Genomic DNA, 18,507 nt, shown 5'->3' on the forward strand with positions numbered 1-18,507 from the left:
GCTTGTCGGGCGAGGTGACCGAGATGCGTCCATCGACGTTGATGAAGCCCTCCTGCTTCTGGGTCGCGATGTTGGAAGCCTCGAAGTACGAGTGCGACTGGTTCGTGTAATCGACCCGTCCCAGCAGCTCCCAGCCCCGCACGTCGAAGCTGTACTGGGCGCCCAGGTGCACCTTGTCGTCCGGCGAGCGCGGCAGGGCTTTGCCGGTGTAGTTGGCGGTCGCGCCGTTGGCGAAGCTGGTGAACCGGGCGTGGAGGCGCGCGTAGCTGCCGTCGATCTGCAGGCCCTGGACCGGGGTGAGCACGACCTCGACCTCGGCGCCCTTGATCTTGGCCGTCGCGGCGTTGCCGACCACCACGCAGCACAGTGGAACCAGCTGCGAGATCTGCAGGTCCTTGTAGTTGGTCTGGTACACCGAGACGTTCACCTGCAGGCGGTTGTCCCACCACTGGGTCTTGGCGCCGCCCTCGTAGCTCCAGGCGTATTCCGGGTCATACGGCGTCGACTGGCTGACGGCGGAGCCGGCGATGCCCTGGAAGCCGCCGCTCTTGAAGCCGCGGGTCACCGAGGCATAGACCAGGGCGTCCTTGGTGGCCTGCCAGTCCACGGCGAAGCGCGGCGTCAGCGCATGCCAGGACTTCGCGCCGTTGACGTTGTAGTTGGCGGCGAGCGGCGGCGGCAGGCCGGGCCCGGACACCTTCAGGCCCTGGAAGTGGCCGCTCTTGTGCTCCCAGGTCTCCCGCACACCGGCGGTGGCGGTGATGGTGTCGGTCACCGCGAAGCTAAGCTGGCCGAACGCCGCGAAACTGCGGCCTTTCACCGACTGGGGATAGGTCGCCACGCCGGTGATGGACGGCGCGGGGAAGTCCTGGCGCAGGTCCTCGGTACGGTTGTTGTTCTCATGCAGGAAATAGCCGCCCACCTGGCCCTTGAGGCGTCCGTCCATGGCGTCGAAGGCCAGCCGGACCTCCTGGCTGAACTGTTTGTTGCGCTCGTGGTCGGTCTCGGCGGATTCGATCTGGCTCGGCGGGTTCACCGGATTGGAGAAGAACGGCGTGCGGAAGTTGAGCGTCGCTTCGCGATAGGCGGTGATCGAGGTCAGGACGCCGAACGGCGTGGTGTAGTTCACTTCGCTCCGCAGGGTCTGCAGCAGGCGGCGCAGATAGCCGTCGGTGTAGGCGTCGACGACCCGCGGGTCTGGATTTATGCCCACGCAGTGGACCCCGCCCTGGAAGGCGGTGTTGCAGATGTTGTGGCGCGGATTGCCGGCCTGGTCCTGCTTGGTGATGTCGGCGGCCAGCACGATGTCGAGGTCTGGGCTCGGCAGCCAGCGCAGGGCGACCGCGCCGGTCCTCAGGTCCTGGTCGTTCACGTCGTGCCGCGTGGTTTCGTTGAACTCATAGCCGTCGTGGGTCTTGTACGAACCGCCTACCGACAGGAACAGGTTGTCGGCCAGCGGCACGTTGCCCCGCGCGTTGAGGACGAAGCGGTTGTAGTTACCCTTCTGACCTTCGACCCGAAGCGACGGGTCCGCGGACGGCTTCTTGCTGACGTACTGGATCAGGCCGCCGACCGTGTTCTTGCCGAACAGGGTGCCTTGCGGGCCGCGCAGCACCTCGACCCGCTCGAGGTTCAGGGCGTCGATGTCCGGGGTGCCGCCGCGGCCCGCATAGACCCCGTCGACGAACACCACGACCGAAGGGTCGCCGCCGGCGTTCTGGCTGATCCCGAAGGGCGAGCCGATGCCCCGGATCGCGAAGTTGGACTGGATCGGGTCCACCGCCCCGGCGGTGAAGCCCGGGGTCCTGAGCGCGATGTCCTGGATACTCTCGATCGATTGCCGCTCCAGCATGGCGCTCGAGAACGCGGTCACCGCGATCGGCACCTTCTGGATGTTTTCCGCGACCCGCTGGGCCGTGACGATCACCTCGGAAACCTCGGCGGGTTTCGTCTGGGCCGCGGCCGCCCCGGCCGCCAGAAGGGCGGTGCTCAGCGCGATGAACGATACGCCGGAAACCATCTGCTTGGTCATTTGAAACCTCCCCGTGGACCCCGTCATGGCGCGCAGGGTCTTCCTCAAGATCACCGATGCTACACAAGAATCCATAGAATGCTAAGTATTTGGGGCCGACCTAGCTGGAGCGGAGTTCCGCGGCCTCGACCGCCCGCGCAAAGGGCTTGAGTCCGGCGGTAAGGATGATGGCGGAAACCGGCAGCGCCACCGCGGTCACGATCGCCAGGCCGTACCGCAGCGCCGCGTCGTCGTGGAACCCCAGATCGGTGACCAGGGCGATGGCGGTCGGGCCCAGGCCCAGCCCCACCAGATTGGCGATCAGGAAGTAGAGCGCCACCATCCGGGCGCGCAGGCGGTTCGGCGTGATCAGCTGCAAGGCCGCCCCGGCCACCCCGCCGTGGATCGTGCCGGCCAGCATGCCGAGGATCATCAGCCCCAGGGCGATGGCCGCCGAGGGGGCCAGGGCCATGCCGACGAACAGCGGCGTCAGCAGGATGGCGTTCAGCCGGATCACCCGCAGGTGCGCATCCTTGTAGCCGCGCCGATACAGGGTGTCGGCCATCCAGCCGCCGATCAGCAGGCCGCCCGCGCCACACCCGGCCGTCGCGATGCCGAACCACAGGCCGGCCTGCGGCACGGGCATGGCGTAGGTGCGGTGCAGGAACTGCGGGATCCAGGCCATGGCGCCGTACATCACCAGCGCCACCAGCGACATGCCGCCGAAGTGCGCCGCGATGGCCGCGGGATGGGCCCTGAGGAAGGCGATGAACTCGCCGCGCCCGGCGGTCGACGCCGCTTCCAGGCGCGGCGGCTCGCGGACCGTCAGCGCCACCAGGGCGGCGACCAGCAGGCCCGGCAGGCCGATCCACAGGAAGGTCAGCCGCCAGGGGGCCAGTGCGCCCAGCAGCGGGACGATCACCGGCGGCCCCTCGGTCACGAACTTCACCACCAGCGAACCGGCCACCAGGGCGATGCCGGAGCCCAGCGGCACGCCGATCGAATAGACCGCCATCGCCCGGCCCAGCTTTTCGCGCGGGAAATAGTCGCCGAGCATCGAATAGGCCGCCGGCGACAGCGTGGCCTCGCCGACGCCGACGCCGATCCGCACCAGGAACAGGCCGGCGTAGCCGCGCGCCAGGGCGCAGGCGGCGGTCATCACGCTCCACGCCGCCACGCCGGCCACGATCAGCCCGCGCCGCGCGCGGCGGTCGGCCAGCCAGCCCAGCGGAATGCCCAGGGCGCTGTAGAAGATCGCGAAGGCGAACCCCATCAGGAGGCTCATCTGGGTGTCTGAAATCCCCAGGTCGGCGCGAATCGGCCCGACCAGCAGGCTGAGGATCATCCGGTCGATGAACGACAGGGTGTAGGCCGCCAGCAGCACCGCCACGACATACCAGGCGTAGCCGGCGGACGGGGTCCGCGCGTCAATCGCCGGTTCGCCGGCGACGCTACTCAAGGCCGACGATCCGATACCGGACCCCGTTGGCCGTGCGACGTCCGACCCCCACCGCCACCAGCGCGTTCAGCCAGCCATAACGGTCGTCGGCCGTCTCGAAGGTGGGCTGGATGCGGAAATAGTAGCTGTCTGCGGGCAGGCCCTCGACCTTGGCCGGATCGCGGAAATCCGCCAGAGCCGCCTGCGGGATCACCAGCCGCCCGCCGTAGGTCACATAGATCAGCGCGCCATCGTGGGTCTTCCAGACCGAGCGTACGTCGATGAGGGTGAGCGCCACGCCGTCCGCGCCCGACCCCAGCTCCGACCAGTCGCCGCCGCCCGGCAGCACCTCGCCACGCAGCCGGTCGCCCTCGACGGTCCCGCCCGCGATGTAGCTGACCCGGCGGTTCCGCCACGGCGAGCGACCCAGCGGCAGCGGCGCATCATCGTCGAGGCGGATGTCCACCGTGCACAGCAGCCGACCCCTCAGGACCTCCGGTTCCGGCTCCGCCATGACCCCTCCCAACGCACAATGCTTAGAACTCTACATATTTGCGCGGAACGGGGAAGCGGCGCCTACCGCGGCTGCATCCGGATGGCGCCGTCCAGGCGGACGTCTTCGCCGTTGAAGTAGCCGTTGGTGATCATGGTCTCGGCCAGCTGGGCGTATTCCGGCGCCAGGCCGAGGCGCTTGGGGAACGGCACCGAGGCGCTGAGGCCGGCCTTCACGTGCTCGGCGGCGCGGGCCAGCAGCGGGGTGTCGAATATCCCCGGCAGGATGGTGTTGACCCGGATGGCCTCGCTGGCCAGGTCGCGGGCGATGGTCAGGGTCATGCCGACGATCCCGGCCTTCGAGGCGGTATAGGCCACCTGACCGATCTGGCCGTCCTCGGCCGCCACCGAGGCGGTGTTGACGATGGCGCCGCGGTCGCCGTCCTCCAGCACCGGCAGGCTCAGCATGCCGGCCGCGCTCTTGGTGATGCAGCGGAAGGTGCCGATCAGATTGATCTGGACGATCCGCTCGAAGTTCTCCAGCGGGTACTCCTTGACCGCCCCGGTCTCGCGGTCGCGCGACACGGTCTTGGCCCCGCCGCCGACCCCGGCGCAGTTGACCAGGATGCGCTCCTGGCCGTGCGCCGCGCGGGCCTTGGCGAAGGCCGCGTCGATCTCCTCGGTCGAGGTGACGTTGGCCAGGCAGAACACCCCGCCGATCTCCTTCGCCATCGCCTCGCCGAACTCGGCGTTCAGGTCGAACAGCGCCACCTTGACGCCATGGGCCGCCAGCCGGCGCGCGGTCGCCGCCCCCAGGCCGGAGGCGCCGCCGGTGATCACCGCGGCGATGCTGCTGTCGAGTTTCATCGCGATTCCTTGGTCTCGGGTCCTTGTGGCGGGCAGCACTGCACGGCGTACGCAGCGTCAGGCAATGCGCGCGCCGCCCTACTTCTTGCCCACCGTGCAACCGCGGGCCTATCCGCCCCGCTGCTCGCGGGACCGGGCCAGCACCGCCTCGCGTCGTGCGGCGATCTCCGCGCCACGGTTGCCACCGAAGCCGCCCTCGACGGCGTGGCGCGAATGCACGCGGCGGCCTTCGGCCACCGGCGGACCGACGCTCTCGTCCCAGTCGCGGCGCAGCGCCAGGACCATATCGCGCGGCTGCTCGGCGAGCGCATCGGCCAGCCTCATCGTGAATGCCAGCAGCGGCTACGCATTTGGCAGGGCAATGGTCGCGCGGAGCACCTCGCTCGGCATCAACAGGGTGCTCGCGCCCAACGGCGGCGCAGGCACGAAGCCATACCGCGCATAGAACTGCACGGCCTCGTCGTCGATCGCATGGGTGATGACGCCGCGGACGCCGGCGATCGCCGAAGCCGCGGCGCAACGCTTCAGAGCATCCGCCAGCAGCGCCGCGCCAAGACCTTGGCCCTGGAACGCGGCATCGACCGCCAGCCGGCCCAGCAGCAGAAGCGGAACCTCCGCCGGCATGCCCTTCCGGAGCTTTGCACTTGGGATAGCCACCCGGTGCGCCGCCGCCGTCGAGATGGCGTAGTAGCCGACGACCCGGTTCACGCGCTCGGTGGCGCAACTGACATAGGTTCGCGCCGAGAGGCCCTCGCTGCCCCGGGCGCGCTGACGCAACCAGTCGTCGAGCGATGCATGGCGGCCGTTGCTGAACGGCTCGATCTCGTGCTGCGACCCGAGCGGCTCGGGCGGAAGCACGCTTGGCGGCGCCAAGTCGTCACGAGTCCCACGGGGCCTTGCGGCGCATCACGTCTGCCAGCCGCGGCGCCGGCTCGGCCGGCGCGTCCAGGAGCGCCAGGAAGGTGTCAAAGGCTTCCGGTTTGAGAAAGAAGTTGCGCTGATCCAGCAGCGCATCCTCAGCCTGCCGGCGCGCGCTATCGAGCATGAACTCTGAAAGCTTCTGACCGCGCAGCGCCGCAGCGCGGGTCAGGATCGCCTTCGTCTCGGCGGACGCCCGAATCTGAATGACATCGTCCTTGCGCGCGCTGCGCGGTGTGGAGGACGAGCGGCGGACAACGGCGGGCATCACGGGAGCTCCTCGACGTCAAATCGGAATTCGCCACGACGTTGTCAATACAACAAGTCGAAGTCATGCAACAGCGCCGGAGGCTCGCGCTGCAAGCGGCGTGGCGGGTTGAAGTCTGGTGCGGGCGGTCGGGCTCGAACCGACACTCCGTGACCGGAAGCGGATTTTAAGTCCGCTGCGTCTACCAATTCCGCCACGCCCGCCGTCCCCTTGGTTTACGAGGCGGGGGCGGCGCGCGCCAGCCTGCTTCGCGGACGACGGAACAGGCGGCCGGCTCAGGGGTTGGAGGTCATCAAGCCCCCAGCCCCGAGGCCCCATGTACGTCCTGCCCGAGCTTCCCTACGCCTATGATGCGCTGGCGCCGTTCGTGTCCGCCGACACCTTGCGCACCCACCACGACAAGCACCACCGGACCTACGTCGAGAAGACCAACGATCTGGCCGCCAAGGCGGGCCTGGCGGGGCGGCCGCTGGAGGAGGTGGTGCGCGAGGCCAAGCGCACCGGCGACAAGGGGCTGTTCAACAATGCCGCCCAGGCTTGGAACCACGCCTTCTTCTGGCCCTGCATGCGCGCGGTCGGCGGTGCGGCGCCGGCCGGCGACCTGGCCCAGGCGATCCTGCGGTTCGGCGGCCTGGCGGCGCTGAAGGACGCCTTCGTCGAGGACGGCGCCGGCCACTTCGGCTCGGGCTGGGTGTGGATCGTCACCGGCTCGGAGGGCCTGAAGGTGGTCACCACCCACGACGCGGAGGGCCCGCTGACCCAGGAGGGGCTGTTCCCGCTGCTGGTCTGCGACCTGTGGGAGCACGCCTATTACCTGGACTACAAGAACGACCGGAAGGCCTTCCTTGCGCGCTGGTTCGACAACGTCGCCAACTGGGACTTCGCCGCCGCCCAGCTCGCGGCGTCGGACGGCCAGGGCCAGGGCTTCGGCTACCCCGCACCCGAGGCCGACGCGCCGGCCGGCGGTGGCCGGGGCGACGCCGAGCGCCCGGGCGCCTGATCCCTCAGCGGACGAAGACCCGGCGGGTCCAGCGGTCGGAATAGCTGCCGTCCTCATAGCAGGCGGCGTCGCGCCGGCTGCACCGGACGCCGTCCGCCGGACTCCAGCTGTCGTCTCGCCGGTCGCGATCGCGGTCGCGATCACGGTCCTTGTCATTGTCCTTGCCCTTGTCGCTGCTCGCGACCAGGGCGCCCACGATGATGGCCCCCAGCACCAGGCCGGCGATGGCGGCGCTGTTGTCTTTCTTGCCGGTAGAGCCGGGGACCGGGCGCACGTCGCGCACATCCAGGGCGAAGGTGCGGTTGGTGCGGTTGTTGTAGGTGCAGCCGTAGGCGAAGCGCGCCGCCCCGCCGTTGCGGTCGTCGAACTCACCCTTGCCCTGGACCTGGGTCTCCACGTCGGAGACCCGGGTCGGCTCGCGGGTCACGAAGCGAATGGCGCCGGCCTGGGGATAGCGGTCGCGCACCTCGCCCTGGATCGCGTCCAAGCAGGCCTGGGTGGCGTAGCGGTCGCCGCGCGGCTGGGCCGCCGCGGCCACCGGCGTCAGGGCCTGTGCGGCCAGTGCCCCGATCACCACCAACTTCAGTGCACGCATGCGGCGATCCTCTCAGCCAAGCTTGCCCGGAGCATCGCCTGCGCGGCGGACCGCGGCAACCGCCACGATCGCCGGCGGGCGGCCGCGGCGGCTTGACCTTCCCCGGGTCGGCCTGCCACGGCTGCCGCGGCATGATCCTGACCCTCTCCTGCGACGGCCGCCGCGGTATCGTGGCGCGCGTCTCGACCCTGCTGTTCGAACGCGGCGCCAATATCCTCGACGCCCAGCAGTACGACGACCAGGAGACCGGCCGGTTCTTCATGCGGGTGGTGTTCGACCCCGGCGACACGGACGCCGAGACCTGGCGCGGCCATCTCCGCCCGGCCGCGGACGACCACGCCATGACCTGGACCCTGCGCGGGCGCAAGGAGCGCCGCCGGGTGATGATCCTGGCCTCCCAGACCGACCACTGCCTGGCCGACCTGATCTGGCGCTGGCGACAGGGGGAGCTGGCGATGGACATCACCGCCGTGGTCTCCAACCACCCGGCCGCCAGCTTCCCGCACACCGACCTGGACGGCGTCGCCTTCCATCACCTGCCGACCACCCCGGACACCCGGGCCGCGCAGGAGGCGGGCCTCCTGCGGCTGATCGACGACACCGGGACCGAACTGGTGGTGCTCGCCCGCTACATGCAGGTGCTGTCCGCCGACCTGGCGGGCCGGCTGGAAGGCCGCTGCATCAACATCCACCATTCGTTCCTGCCCGGCTTCAAGGGCGCGCGGCCCTATCACCAGGCCCACAGCCGCGGCGTGAAGGTGATCGGCGCCACCGCCCACTACGTCACCGCCGACCTCGACGAGGGCCCGATCATCGAACAGGACGTGGAGCGGATCAGCCACCGCGACACCCCGGCCGCCCTGGTCCGCAAGGGCCGCGACATCGAGCGCCGCGTGCTGGCCCGCGCGGTGCGCTGGCACATCGAGGACCGGGTGCTGCTGAACGGGCGCAAGACCGTGGTGTTCACGGACTGACGCGCGTCGGCCCTCCACAGGGAGGTTGATCGGCGGCGCGCCGAGGAGGATGCTGGCGCCCATGCGTCTGCTGCTCCTGGCTTTCGTCATCCTGCTGTCGAGCGCCGCGGCGGCCTGGGCCGCGCCGACCTGCAACGACATGGAGGGGCGCACCGTGCGGTGCGGAACACCGGGCGCGATGCCGGTGGGCTGGATCCCGCCGCCCGAGGTGCTGGAGATCCGGCGCGCGGCGGCGCCGCCCGGACCGAACCCGACCGAGATCTTCGGCATCGCCTGCTTCATCGGCGGCCTTCTCGCGCTGTTCGCCCTGCTGCCGGATTTCGAAGACGGCAAGGGCGGCGGCTGGGACCGTGAGGACGACGACGAAACCTAGACGAACTTCGGCTTCCGCTTCTCGCGGTGCGACGCCAGCCCCTCCGCCGCTTCCGGCCCCGTGAAGGCCAGGAACTCGAGCGCCAGCGAGGCGTCGAAGGCCGGGCCCGCGGTGCGCAGCCAGTGGTTCAAGGTGTGCTTGGTCCAGGCTATCGCCCGGGTGGCGCCATTGGCCAGCCTGGTCGCCACCTCGATCGCCTTGGCGTCCAGGTCGGCGTCCTGCGCCACCAGCGAGATCAGCCCGATCCGCTCGGCCTCGGCGCCGTTCAGCGGGTCACAGGTCAAGAGGTAGTATTTCGCCTTGGCCATGCCGCAGAGCAGCGGCCAGACGATCGCCGCATGGTCGCCGGCCGCCACGCCCAGCCGCGTGTGGCCGTCGATGATCCGGCAGTCCGGCGTGGCGATCGAGATGTCCGCCAGCAGCCCGCAGACCAGCCCCGCGCCGACCGCTACGCCGCGCATGGCGCTGATCACCGGCGTCTGGCAGTCGATCAGGTTCATGACGATGTCGCGGGCCTCGCGCATCGTCCGCGTGCGGACCTCGAAGTCGTCGACGATCGCCTGGATCATCTCGAAGTCGCCGCCGGCCGAGAAGGCTGTCCCCTCGCCAGTCAGGATCGCGCAGCGCACATCCGGGTCGGCGTCCACATCGCGCCAGATCTCGGCCAGCTCGCGGTGCATGAGGGCGTCGGCGGCGTTGAGCTTGCCGGGATTGCTCATCACGATCCGCAGCACGCCGTCGGCGGGCCGCTCGAACTTCAGGCGTTCGTAGCGGGCATAGCGGTCGGCCATCGCAAGCTCCTCAATAGATCGTGTAGCCGCCGTCGATCACGAAGCTGTCGCCGGTGTGGAAGCGGCTGGCGTCGGAGGCCAGGTAGACCGCCAGGCCGGAGAAGTCCTCCGGGTTGCCCCAGCGGCGCATGGGCACGCGGCCGATCACCTGGTCGTTGAACTTGTCCCACTTCTGGGCGGCGGCGGTCATGTCCGAGCGGATCCAGCCCGGCAGCACGGAATTGGCGCGGATGCCGTAGCGCGCGTACTCCACGGCCAGGCCGCGCACCAGCGAGAGCACCGCCCCCTTGGTGGCCGCATAGGCCTGGTTGCGCGGCGCGCCGTGGATGGCCGAGGTGGAGGAGGTCACCAGCAGCGAGCCGCCGAGGTCGCCCGCCTGGGCGCGTTCCACCATGTGCTTGGCGGCCTCGCGGAAGGTCCAGAACACGGCGTCCAGGTTGACCGTGGTGACGCGGCGCCACTTCTCCGTGGTCATCTCCGCGAACGGCGCCCCGCCGCCGACCCCGGCGTTGGCGGCGCAGAAGTCCAGCCGGCCAAAGGTCTTCAGCACCTCGGCGACGCCCGCCACCACGGCGTCCTCCTCGTTGACGTCGACCGTCTGCACCAGCACCTCGACGCCGTGAGCCTTCAGCGTCGCCTCGGCCTTGGCGTTCTTCTCCGGATTCTGGCCCCAGATGGCGACCTTGGCGCCGGCCGCGGCCAGGCCCTCGGCCATGCCCAGCCCGATCCCGCCGTTGCCGCCGGTGACCAGGCCCACCTTGCCCGTCAGGTCGAAGGGATTGAACGCCATCTCGCAAAGTCCTCCCGGTTTTGCGAGGACTAGTCGCGGGCGCCGCAGCGTCGGTCAAGCTACTCGGCGGGCGTCTCGTCGGGCTTCTTCAGGATCGGCACGTCCTGGGGCTTCCACAGCCGATCCGAGAGGAAGCGGCAGATGACGTAGAAGGCGGGGGTGAACAGCAGGCCGAAGGCGGTCACCCCGATCATCCCGAAGAACACCGCCGTCCCCAGCGCCTGGCGCATCTCCGCGCCCGGCCCGCTGGCGATCACCAGGGGCAGCACGCCCAGGATGAAGGCGAAGGAGGTCATCAGGATCGGCCGCAGCCGGGTTCGCGAGGCCTCCACCGCCGCGTCCCAGCGGCTCAGGCCCCGTTCCTCACCCTGCTTGGCGAACTCCACGATCAGGATGGCGTTCTTGGCGGCCAGGCCGATCAGCACCACCAGACCGATCTGGGTCAGGATGTTGTTGTCCTGGCCCCGCAGGTTGATCCCCAGCACCGCCGCCAGCAGGCACATGGGCACGATCATGATGATCGCCAGCGGCAGGGTCACGCTCTCGTACTGGGCCGCCAGCAGCAGGAAGACGAACACCACCGCCAGGCCGAAGGCGATGGCCCCGGTGTTGCCGGCGTTCTTCTGGGCATAGGCGAGCTCGGTCCACTCGTAGCCGAAGCCCTCGGGCAACCGCGCCTTGGCCAGCGCCTCGACGCTGTCCAGCGCCTGGCCGGACGAGAAGCCGGGCTTGGTGTCGCCCTGCAGCTCCGCCGCCGGGAACAGGTTGTAGCGCACCACCCGATACGGCCCCGAGGTGTCGGTGATGGTCGCCAGCGAGCCCAGCGGCACCATGTGCCCGGTCACCGAGCGGGTCTGCAGCCGCGCGATGTCCGACGCCTCGTCGCGGAACGGCGCGTCGGCCTGGGCGGTAACGCGATAGGTCCGGCCCAGGTAGTTGAAGTCGTTGACGAACGCCGAGCCCAGATAGACCGACAGGGTGTCGAACACCTGCTCGGGCAGCACGCCCGCCAGCTCGGCCTTGTCCCGGTCGATGGCCGCCCACAGCCGGGGCGTCGAGGTGTTGAACAGGGTGAAGACGCTGGTCAGGTCCTTCTGCCGGTTGCCCTGCATCATCAGGTCGTCGGTCGCCTGTTCCAGGGCGCGGTAGCCCTGGCCGCGCTGGTCCTCGACGATCAGCTTCCAGCCGCCGCCGGTGCCGATGCCGCGGACCGGCGGCGGCTGGATCACCAGCACGTTGGCGCCCGGCACGGCGGCGTTCAGCCGCTTGCGCAGGTCGTCCAGCACTGCGGGGGCCTTGATGTGCTGCCTGCCGCGATCCTCGAACTTGGTCAGAGACATGAAGATCGTCCCGGCATTGGGCGCGTTGGTGAAGGTGGTCCCGTCCAGGCCGGCGAACGACGCCGCGTGGATCACGCCCTTGGTGTCGAGCGCCGCCTTGGCCACGGTCTTCACCGCCGCGTCGGTCCGCGCCAGCGACGAGCCGGGCGGCAGCTGCACCACGGCGATGAAATAGCCCTGGTCCTGGGCCGGGATGAAGCCGGTAGGCGTCGCCACGAAGCGCCAGACCGTAAAGCCCAGCAGCACCGCGTAGATCGCCAGCATCAGGAAGACGCGCCGCACGTTGCGGCCGGTCAGCCGGCTGTAGCTCTGGCTGAGGCTGTCGAAGCCGCTGTTGAACGTTTCGCCGAACAACTGGAACGGCCGCTTCCAGCCGGTCTCGCGCGGCGGGTTTTGCGGCTTGGGCCGCAGCACCAGGGCCGCCATGGCCGGCGACAGGGTCAGCGAGACCATGCAGGAGATCACCGTGGCCGAGGCGATGGTCAGCGCGAACTGCTTGTAGAACTGGCCCGAGATGCCGGTGATGAAGGCGGTCGGCACGAACACCGCACCAGCACCAGGGCAATGGCGATCAGCGCCCCGCCCACCTCGTCCATGGTCTGGTAGGCCGCCTCGCGCGGCGACATCCCGGCCTCGAGATTTCGCTCGACGTTCTCGACCACCACGATGGCGTCGTCGACCACGATGCCGATGGCCAGCACCAGGCCGAAGAGCGACAGGTTGTTCAGCGAGGCGCCGAACCCCGCCATCACCGCGAACGCGCCGATCAGCGACACCGGGATCGCCAGCACCGGGATGATCGCCGCCCGCCAGGTCTGCAGGAAGACCACCACCACCAGCACTACCAGCAGCACGGCCTCGAACAGGGTCTTGCGGACCTCCTTGATCGACTCCGCCACATATTCGGTGGGGTTATATATGACCGTGTATTTCAGCCCCGGCGGGAAGGCCTTCGAGACCTCCTGCATGGTCTTCAGGACCGAGTCCGCGGTGGCCAGCGCATTGGAGCCCGGCCGCTGGCTGACCCCGATCGCCACGGCCTTCTGGCCGCGGTCAAGGTAGGCGTTGACGTTGTAGTCCTGGGCGCCCAGCTCGACCCGCGCCACGTCGCGCACGCGCACGATATGGCCGCCGGCATCGTTCTTCAGGACGATGTCCTCGAACTGCTTGGGGTCGGTCAGGCGGCCCTGGGTGTTGACGTTGAGCTCGAAGTCCGAGCCGGCGCTGCTGAACGGCGGCTGACCCACTGCGCCGGCCGGCACCTGGACGTTCTGGGCGCGCATGACGCCCACGATGTCGTCGCCGGTAAGGTTGTGAGCGGCGGCCTTGTCCGGATCGATCCAGATCCGCATCGCATAGTCGCGCGCGCCAAAGATCCGCGCATCGCCCACGCCCTCCAGCCGCGCCAGCTTGTCCTGCACGTGCAGCAGGGTGTAGTTCGAGATGTAGTCGGGGCTGCGCGAGCCGTCCGGCGAATAGAGGTGCACCACCATCAACAGGTCCGGCGAGGCCTTGAGCGTGGTGACGCCCAGCCTTCGCACTTCCTCCGGCAGCCGGGCCTCCGCCGTCGCGACGCGGTTCTGCACCAGCACCTGGGCGTTGTTGAGGTTGGTTCCCAGCTTGAAGGTGATGGTGATCGTCAGGCGCCCGTCCGAGGTGGACGAGGAGGACATGTAGAGCATGTCCTCGACCCCGTTGATCTGCTGCTCCAGCGGGGTGGCCACGGTGTCGGCGATCACCTCGGCCGAGGCGCCGGGATAGGTCGCGGTCACCGTGATCGTCGGCGGCGCGATCTCCGGGTACTGGGCGATTGGCAGGGTCGGATAGGCGAACACGCCCAGCAGCACGACGATGATCGAGATCACCGCCGCGAACACCGGCCGGTCGATGAAGAAGCGCGAGAACCGCATGGCGCTACTGGGCGCCGTCGGCGCGGGTCGCCTGGGCTGCGGGCTGGCTCAGCACGCTGGGCTGCGGCGCGGTCGGCGCGGCGGCGACGATGCGCCCCACCTTCGGCGCCACCTTGTCGCCCGGTCGCACGCGCCCCTGCCCTTCGATGATCACCCGGTCGCTGGCGGTCAGGCCCGCCCGCACGACGCGCAGCCCGTCGACGATGGGACCAAGCTGCACCTTGTGCGGCGTCGCCTTGTCGTCGGGGCCGGCGACCATGACGATCTTTTCGGACTGGTCGGCCGATACCGAGGAGTCAGGGATCAGCAGGGCGGTATAGGCGCCCGAGCCCAGCAGGCGCATGCGGCCGTACATGCCGGGCGTCAGCAGGTTGTCGGGATTGCGCACCACGGCGCGGCCGCGGATTGTGCCGGAGCCCTCGTCCAGGGCGTTGTCCACGAAGTCCATCCGGCCGTGCCAGTTGTAGCCGGTCTCGTCCTGCAGCTGGATATCGACGGGGTTGGAGGCGTAGCGCGAACTGGTCCGGGTGCCCTGCTGGTTGGCCCGCTGGTACTTCAGGTAGACCTGCTCGGAGCCGGTGAAGGCGAAATGGATCGGGTCCAGCGAGACCACGGTGGTCAGCAGCGTCGGCGGCGCGGCGGCGACGCTGACCAGGTTGCCGACGTCCACCCGGTGGTCGGAAACCCGCCCGGCGATCGGCGAGGTGATCCGCGTGTAGGACACGTCCAGGGCGCGGGCCTCGACCGCGGCCTTGGCGCCGGCGACGGCGGCGTCTGCGATCCTCTGCTGCGCCAGCTTGGCGTCATAGGCGGACTTGGAGACGAAGCCCTGGTCCAGCAGGGTCTTTGACCGCTGCAGCTCCACCTGGGCGTTGGCGGCCTGGGCCTCGGCGCTCTTCTGTTCGGCGCGGGCCTGCGACAGCGCGGCCTGATAGGGGCCGGGGTCGATGACGAAGAGCAGCTGGCCCTTCCGGACGATCTCGCCGTCGCGGAACGCCACGGTCTGGACGTAGCCGGAGATGCGCGGCCGCACCTCCACCTGCTGGATCGGCTCGAAGCGGCCGACGAACTCGTCCCAGTCGATGATCTGCCGGGCCAGCGGCGTCGCCACCAGGACCTGAGGCGCCGGCGGTGGACCGCCATCCTTCTTGGCGCCGCACCCGGCAACCAATAGTGGAAACACCAGGGCTCCCACGGCCCAACGGACCGCTCCCGACATGCCCCTACTCCTTTGTCGAAGATCACGGCGCGCGACACCGCGCCGGGCCGCCCTACAACCGGCGACGGCCTCTTAGCTGGGGATGGTGCGACAATCTGTCCAGGGGTTCGCGGACCCCGACGTCACTTTTGGAGGTCGTGACGCTTCTTCAGGCGGACGGCGCCAGCCTCAGTCCAGCCGACGCCCGCGCCCGGCCCATGTCGTCGTTGGCCGAGCGCATCGCCGCCGGCCGCTCGCCGTTCAGCCGCCGCCAGACATGGCTGAACAGGTCGCGCACCTCGCGCGCGGCGGTCCCCTCGGCGTCGATCTCCAGCACCGAACGGCCCTGGGCGAAGGCGGTCTGGTAGACCATCCGCGCCCGCACCGCCGTGGGCGCCACTGGCAGGTTGGCGAACCTCAGCGCCTCGAAAGCCTTCATCACCGACGGCGGCTCGACGCCCGCGCGGGCCGGCGCGCACTGGTTCAGCGCGATCAGCCCCTGGCGCCCCAGCCGGTGGATCACCGCCACCGACAGCACGGCGGCAGCCAGGTCCAGGTAGGTGGGCCGGGCCACGGCCAGGCACAGGTCCGCCACCTTCACCGCCTCGGCCACGTCGGCCTCCGGCGCGGCGGGGGTGTCGATGATCAGCAGTTCGACGCCGGCGCGCCGGCTGGCCTCGGTGAGGGTAAACAGTTTCGAGGCGCTGGTCTCGAACAGCATCGACGCGGCCTCTTCACGGCCCTTCAGCACCTCGTGGGCGCTGCGCATCGGGTCGGCGTCGGCCAGGACGGCCCGCAGGCCCATGGCCCGCGCCGCCAGGGTCAGGTTGACCGCGACCGTCGTCTTGCCCGCCCCACCCTTGCGGGACATCACTGCCAGCGTCTTCACGAGCGCCCTCGAAGCCATATCGGACGCCAAGTGTGCGCCCTGCCCTGCTTATCCTTAGTTAATGCACAAGTTATCCACAGGGGAAAGCCAAGGCCGGCTGACGTGGGGCCGGCGGACGTGGGGCCGGCGGACGTGGGGCCGGTTGGACGTGGGGCGGGCGTGAGCCCGGCAGACTCAATTGCCGCGAAGACCTTGGCCACGCTGCGACTGGTCGACCTGGTCCCGGCCGTCCTGCCGCCGCTGGTCCCAGTCCTGCTGACTCAGGCAGACACGGGTCGGCATCTTGCTGCCCAGCACCGCTTCCTTCTTGCAGACCAGGCCGTCCTTGTTGGGCTTGGCGGCCTTGGCGGCGGGCGCAGGGGCCGCCGCAGGGGCAGGCGCCGGGGCGGGGTCTGCCGCGGCGGCCATCAGGGCGGCGGCGAATACCAGGGAGATCATCGGAAGGCTCCAAACACAGCTGGCGTCTAGGCTACGTCGATCTCGCGCACGTTGTCGATGCCGGCCCCCTTGAGGGCGGCTATCAGCTCGCCGACCACGGCGATCAGCTGCTCCGGATCGCGCCCCCGCAGCACCAGGTTCGAGCCGAAGCCGCCATCGCCGTAGAACGGATAGCTGCCCAGCGACATGTCGGGATGCGCCTTGGCCACCGCCTCCAGCGGCGCGGCGATCACCCCCTCGCCGGAGCCCTCGACCCGCACGGTGCGCGACACGGTCGGCCGCCCGCCCCGCAGCCGCGGACCCACATCCTCCAGCATGCCACGCATGATCGATGGCACGCCGGCCAGGGTAAAGACATTGCCGATGGTGAAGCCGGGCGGCCCCTGCACCGGGTTCTTCACCAGTTCGCCGCCCACCGGCACCCGCGCCATCCGTCGGCGCGCCGCGTTCAGCTCCCCGCCCCAGCGAGCGGCCATCATGGCGATGATCTCGGGGTGTTCATACAGCTCGACCCCGAAGGCCTGGGCGATGGCGTCGGCGGTGATGTCGTCGTGGGTCGGCCCGATCCCGCCAGTGGTGATCACATAGTCGTAGCGGGCCCGCAGCGCGTTCAGCGCGTCGACGATCTCGTCCATCACGTCGGGCACCGTGCGGGCCTCGGCCAGGTCCACCCCCAGCACCCCCAGGTAGCGGGCGATGTCGCGCAGGTTGGTGTCTTGGGTGCGGCCGCTGAGGATCTCGTCGCCGATAATCAGCACGGCGGCGGTGACGCGGTCTTCGTCGTTCGGCTGGCCCATTCGATCTCCCACGACGCGTTGTGGCCGCCTTTAGTCGATCGGCCAACGCAGAAACACCAGCAAGGTCGGCTCAGGCCGCGGCCGTATCGTATTCCGCGATGAGCATATCGGCGGGGATCTGCCACTCCCGGTGAATGCGACGGATCATCTGTAACGTAAGCGCTCGCCGGCGGCCGATGATCTCGGTGGCCCGGTTCTGGCCGAGGATCGCCGCCAGGTCGGCGCGGCTACGGCCGTTCATCTCCATGTCGGCGAGGATGACCGCCACCGGATCGACCGCGCTCGGAGGGCCGATCAAGCTGGCTTCGTAGATATCGACCAGCGTGCCCAGTCGGCCAACCGCTGGATTTCCAGGGCGTCTTCGGACGACCAGCGCCGTCGCATCTCGGTCATGGCGGCCTGGTAGTCGCCCTTGTTGTGGATCGGCCTGGGTTCCATGTCCGCCTCCTAAAACATGTCGAAGGTCAACACGTCGACCCGGTCGTACTGCGCGTGCGTTCCCGGGAAAAGGCAGGAAGTGACGAAGCTCCGCCTGACGCCCTACATGGCGGCGATGAACTTCCCTTCCCCACTCGACCGCGGCGTGCTGGTCAGCCGCTACAAGCGCTTCTTCGCCGATGTGGTGCTGGACGACGGCCGCGAGATCACTGCCCATTGCCCCAACCCCGGCGCGATGCTGGGGCTGAACACGCCAGGCCTGCCGGCCTGGGTGTCCCGCTCCGAAGACCCCAAGCGCAAGCTGGCCCACACCGTGGAACTGGTCGAGGCCGACGGCGCGCTGGTCGGCATCAACACCATGCACCCCAACCGCCTGGTCGCCGAGGCGCTGGCCGCCGACGCGATCCCCGAGCTGACCGGCTACGCCAAGCATCGCCGTGAGGTCAGGTACGGGACCAATTCGCGGGTGGACTTCCTGCTGCAGGCGCCGGACCGCGCGCCGTGCTGGCTGGAGGTCAAGAACTGCCACCTGCGCCGGACCGGGACCCTGGCCGAGTTTCCGGACTGCGTCGCCGCCCGCTCGCTGAAGCACCTGCGCGAGCTCACGGCCATGGTCGAGGCCGGCGAGCGCGCGGTGATGCTGTTCGTGATCCAGCGGACCGACTGCGACGCCTTCTCCGCCTGCGCCGAGCTCGACCCGGCTTACGCCATAGGCCTGGCGCAGGCGGCCGCGGCGGGCGTCGAGGTGCTGGCCTACGCCTGCGAGATCAGCCCCGAACGCGTCGTCATCTCACATACGGTTCCGTGGGTCGGCGCCGCCGGCTCAAGCTGAACCCCCTGCGCAGGGGCTCCGCCCAATCCTTACCCGTCATCCCGGCCTTGTGCCGGGGATCCATCGTCCGGCCGGCCCGGTCGCGGGAGCAGGCCGCGCAGCGCGGCCTGCCGCACAGCGTCGCGACAGCTTCGGAATGGATCCCCGG

20 protein-coding genes, 1 tRNA gene and 1 pseudogene are annotated in these 18,507 nt (G+C 69.6%); 4 read left to right on the top strand and 18 right to left on the bottom strand.

The window, feature by feature from the left end; translation table 11 throughout:
* The 8 genes from Q0R13_RS02630 to Q0R13_RS02665 all read right to left on the bottom strand — a co-directional run.
* On the bottom strand, positions 1–2,032 hold a 2,032-nt coding region (locus Q0R13_RS02630), incomplete at its 3' end, for a TonB-dependent receptor (protein ID WP_293899033.1).
* 100 nt (positions 2,033–2,132) lie between these two features.
* Positions 2,133–3,470 (bottom strand): MFS transporter, encoded by a 1,338-nt coding sequence (locus Q0R13_RS02635; RefSeq protein WP_293899035.1) that lies wholly within the window; start codon positions 3,468–3,470, stop codon positions 2,133–2,135.
* The gene (locus tag Q0R13_RS02640) at positions 3,463–3,963 is read right to left on the bottom strand and encodes a DUF3237 domain-containing protein (RefSeq protein WP_293899037.1); all 501 of its coding nucleotides are present in this window, start codon (positions 3,961–3,963) and stop codon (positions 3,463–3,465) included. The genes Q0R13_RS02635 and Q0R13_RS02640 overlap by 8 nt, the downstream gene beginning before the upstream one ends.
* Positions 3,964–4,025: 62 nt before the next feature.
* Positions 4,026–4,808: an SDR family NAD(P)-dependent oxidoreductase gene (locus Q0R13_RS02645; protein ID WP_293899039.1), complete on the bottom strand. Its 783-nt coding sequence runs from the start codon at positions 4,806–4,808 to the stop codon at positions 4,026–4,028.
* Positions 4,809–4,916: 108 nt separating this feature from the next.
* A complete protein-coding gene (locus Q0R13_RS02650) occupies positions 4,917–5,132 on the bottom strand; it encodes a hypothetical protein (RefSeq protein ID WP_293899042.1) in 216 nt (71 codons plus the stop codon).
* Between the two features lie 18 nt (positions 5,133–5,150).
* Positions 5,151–5,666: a GNAT family N-acetyltransferase gene (locus Q0R13_RS02655; protein WP_293899045.1), complete on the bottom strand. Its 516-nt coding sequence runs from the start codon at positions 5,664–5,666 to the stop codon at positions 5,151–5,153.
* Positions 5,667–5,685: 19 nt separating this feature from the next.
* Positions 5,686–5,994: a DUF1778 domain-containing protein gene (locus tag Q0R13_RS02660; protein ID WP_293899048.1), complete on the bottom strand. Its 309-nt coding sequence runs from the start codon at positions 5,992–5,994 to the stop codon at positions 5,686–5,688.
* Positions 5,995–6,110: 116 nt separating this feature from the next.
* Positions 6,111–6,197: transfer RNA gene (locus Q0R13_RS02665), tRNA-Leu, on the bottom strand.
* 113 nt (positions 6,198–6,310) lie between these two features.
* Between Q0R13_RS02665 and Q0R13_RS02670 the strand changes: the two genes are divergently transcribed.
* Entirely contained in the window at positions 6,311–6,994 is a 684-nt protein-coding gene (locus Q0R13_RS02670) for a superoxide dismutase (RefSeq protein WP_293899051.1), read from the top strand.
* A gap of 4 nt (positions 6,995–6,998) precedes the next feature.
* Here the strand turns inward: Q0R13_RS02670 and Q0R13_RS02675 are convergent, their stop codons facing one another.
* The gene (locus Q0R13_RS02675) at positions 6,999–7,589 is read right to left on the bottom strand and encodes a hypothetical protein (RefSeq protein WP_293899054.1); all 591 of its coding nucleotides are present in this window, start codon (positions 7,587–7,589) and stop codon (positions 6,999–7,001) included.
* Between the two features lie 131 nt (positions 7,590–7,720).
* Between Q0R13_RS02675 and purU the strand changes: the two genes are divergently transcribed.
* Both purU and Q0R13_RS02685 read left to right on the top strand, forming a co-directional pair.
* Positions 7,721–8,563, top strand: coding sequence for a formyltetrahydrofolate deformylase (gene purU, locus Q0R13_RS02680; protein ID WP_293899083.1), 843 nt, complete (start codon positions 7,721–7,723; stop codon positions 8,561–8,563).
* A 61-nt stretch (positions 8,564–8,624) separates the two neighbouring features.
* Positions 8,625–8,936, top strand: a complete 312-nt coding sequence (locus Q0R13_RS02685; RefSeq protein WP_293899057.1) for a hypothetical protein — start codon at positions 8,625–8,627, stop codon at positions 8,934–8,936.
* Here the strand turns inward: Q0R13_RS02685 and Q0R13_RS02690 are convergent.
* From Q0R13_RS02690 to Q0R13_RS02730, 9 genes and pseudogenes are all read right to left on the bottom strand, one after another.
* Positions 8,933–9,727: an enoyl-CoA hydratase/isomerase family protein gene (locus Q0R13_RS02690; protein WP_293899060.1), complete on the bottom strand. Its 795-nt coding sequence runs from the start codon at positions 9,725–9,727 to the stop codon at positions 8,933–8,935. The genes Q0R13_RS02685 and Q0R13_RS02690 overlap by 4 nt on opposite strands.
* 10 nt (positions 9,728–9,737) lie before the next feature.
* The gene (locus tag Q0R13_RS02695; protein WP_293899063.1) at positions 9,738–10,517 is read right to left on the bottom strand and encodes an SDR family oxidoreductase; all 780 of its coding nucleotides are present in this window, start codon (positions 10,515–10,517) and stop codon (positions 9,738–9,740) included.
* A 59-nt stretch (positions 10,518–10,576) separates the two neighbouring features.
* A pseudogene (locus Q0R13_RS02700) lies at positions 10,577–13,767 on the bottom strand (multidrug efflux RND transporter permease subunit).
* 4 nt (positions 13,768–13,771) lie between these two features.
* Positions 13,772–14,878: an efflux RND transporter periplasmic adaptor subunit gene (locus Q0R13_RS02705; protein ID WP_293899066.1), complete on the bottom strand. Its 1,107-nt coding sequence runs from the start codon at positions 14,876–14,878 to the stop codon at positions 13,772–13,774.
* A gap of 256 nt (positions 14,879–15,134) precedes the next feature.
* On the bottom strand, positions 15,135–15,854 hold the full coding sequence (locus tag Q0R13_RS02710) for a ParA family protein (RefSeq protein WP_293899069.1): 720 nt from the start codon (positions 15,852–15,854) through the stop codon (positions 15,135–15,137).
* Between the two features lie 174 nt (positions 15,855–16,028).
* Entirely contained in the window at positions 16,029–16,292 is a 264-nt protein-coding gene (locus Q0R13_RS02715) for a hypothetical protein (RefSeq protein ID WP_293899072.1), read from the bottom strand.
* A 26-nt stretch (positions 16,293–16,318) separates the two neighbouring features.
* Positions 16,319–17,089 (bottom strand): competence/damage-inducible protein A, encoded by a 771-nt coding sequence (locus tag Q0R13_RS02720; RefSeq protein ID WP_293899075.1) that lies wholly within the window; start codon positions 17,087–17,089, stop codon positions 16,319–16,321.
* A gap of 70 nt (positions 17,090–17,159) precedes the next feature.
* Positions 17,160–17,387, bottom strand: a complete 228-nt coding sequence (locus Q0R13_RS02725) for a hypothetical protein (RefSeq protein WP_293899078.1) — start codon at positions 17,385–17,387, stop codon at positions 17,160–17,162.
* Positions 17,384–17,527, bottom strand: a complete 144-nt coding sequence (locus Q0R13_RS02730) for a hypothetical protein (protein ID WP_293899081.1) — start codon at positions 17,525–17,527, stop codon at positions 17,384–17,386. Before Q0R13_RS02730 ends, Q0R13_RS02725 begins: the two co-directional genes overlap by 4 nt.
* Before the next feature lie 115 nt (positions 17,528–17,642).
* Between Q0R13_RS02730 and sfsA the strand changes: the two genes are divergently transcribed.
* Positions 17,643–18,359, top strand: coding sequence for a DNA/RNA nuclease SfsA (sfsA, locus tag Q0R13_RS02735; protein WP_293899085.1), 717 nt, complete (start codon positions 17,643–17,645; stop codon positions 18,357–18,359).
* The last annotated feature ends 148 nt before the right edge of the window (positions 18,360–18,507 follow it).

This window comes from Phenylobacterium sp., from assembly GCF_025351295.1.
Classification (GTDB): Bacteria; Pseudomonadota; Alphaproteobacteria; order Caulobacterales; family Caulobacteraceae; genus Phenylobacterium.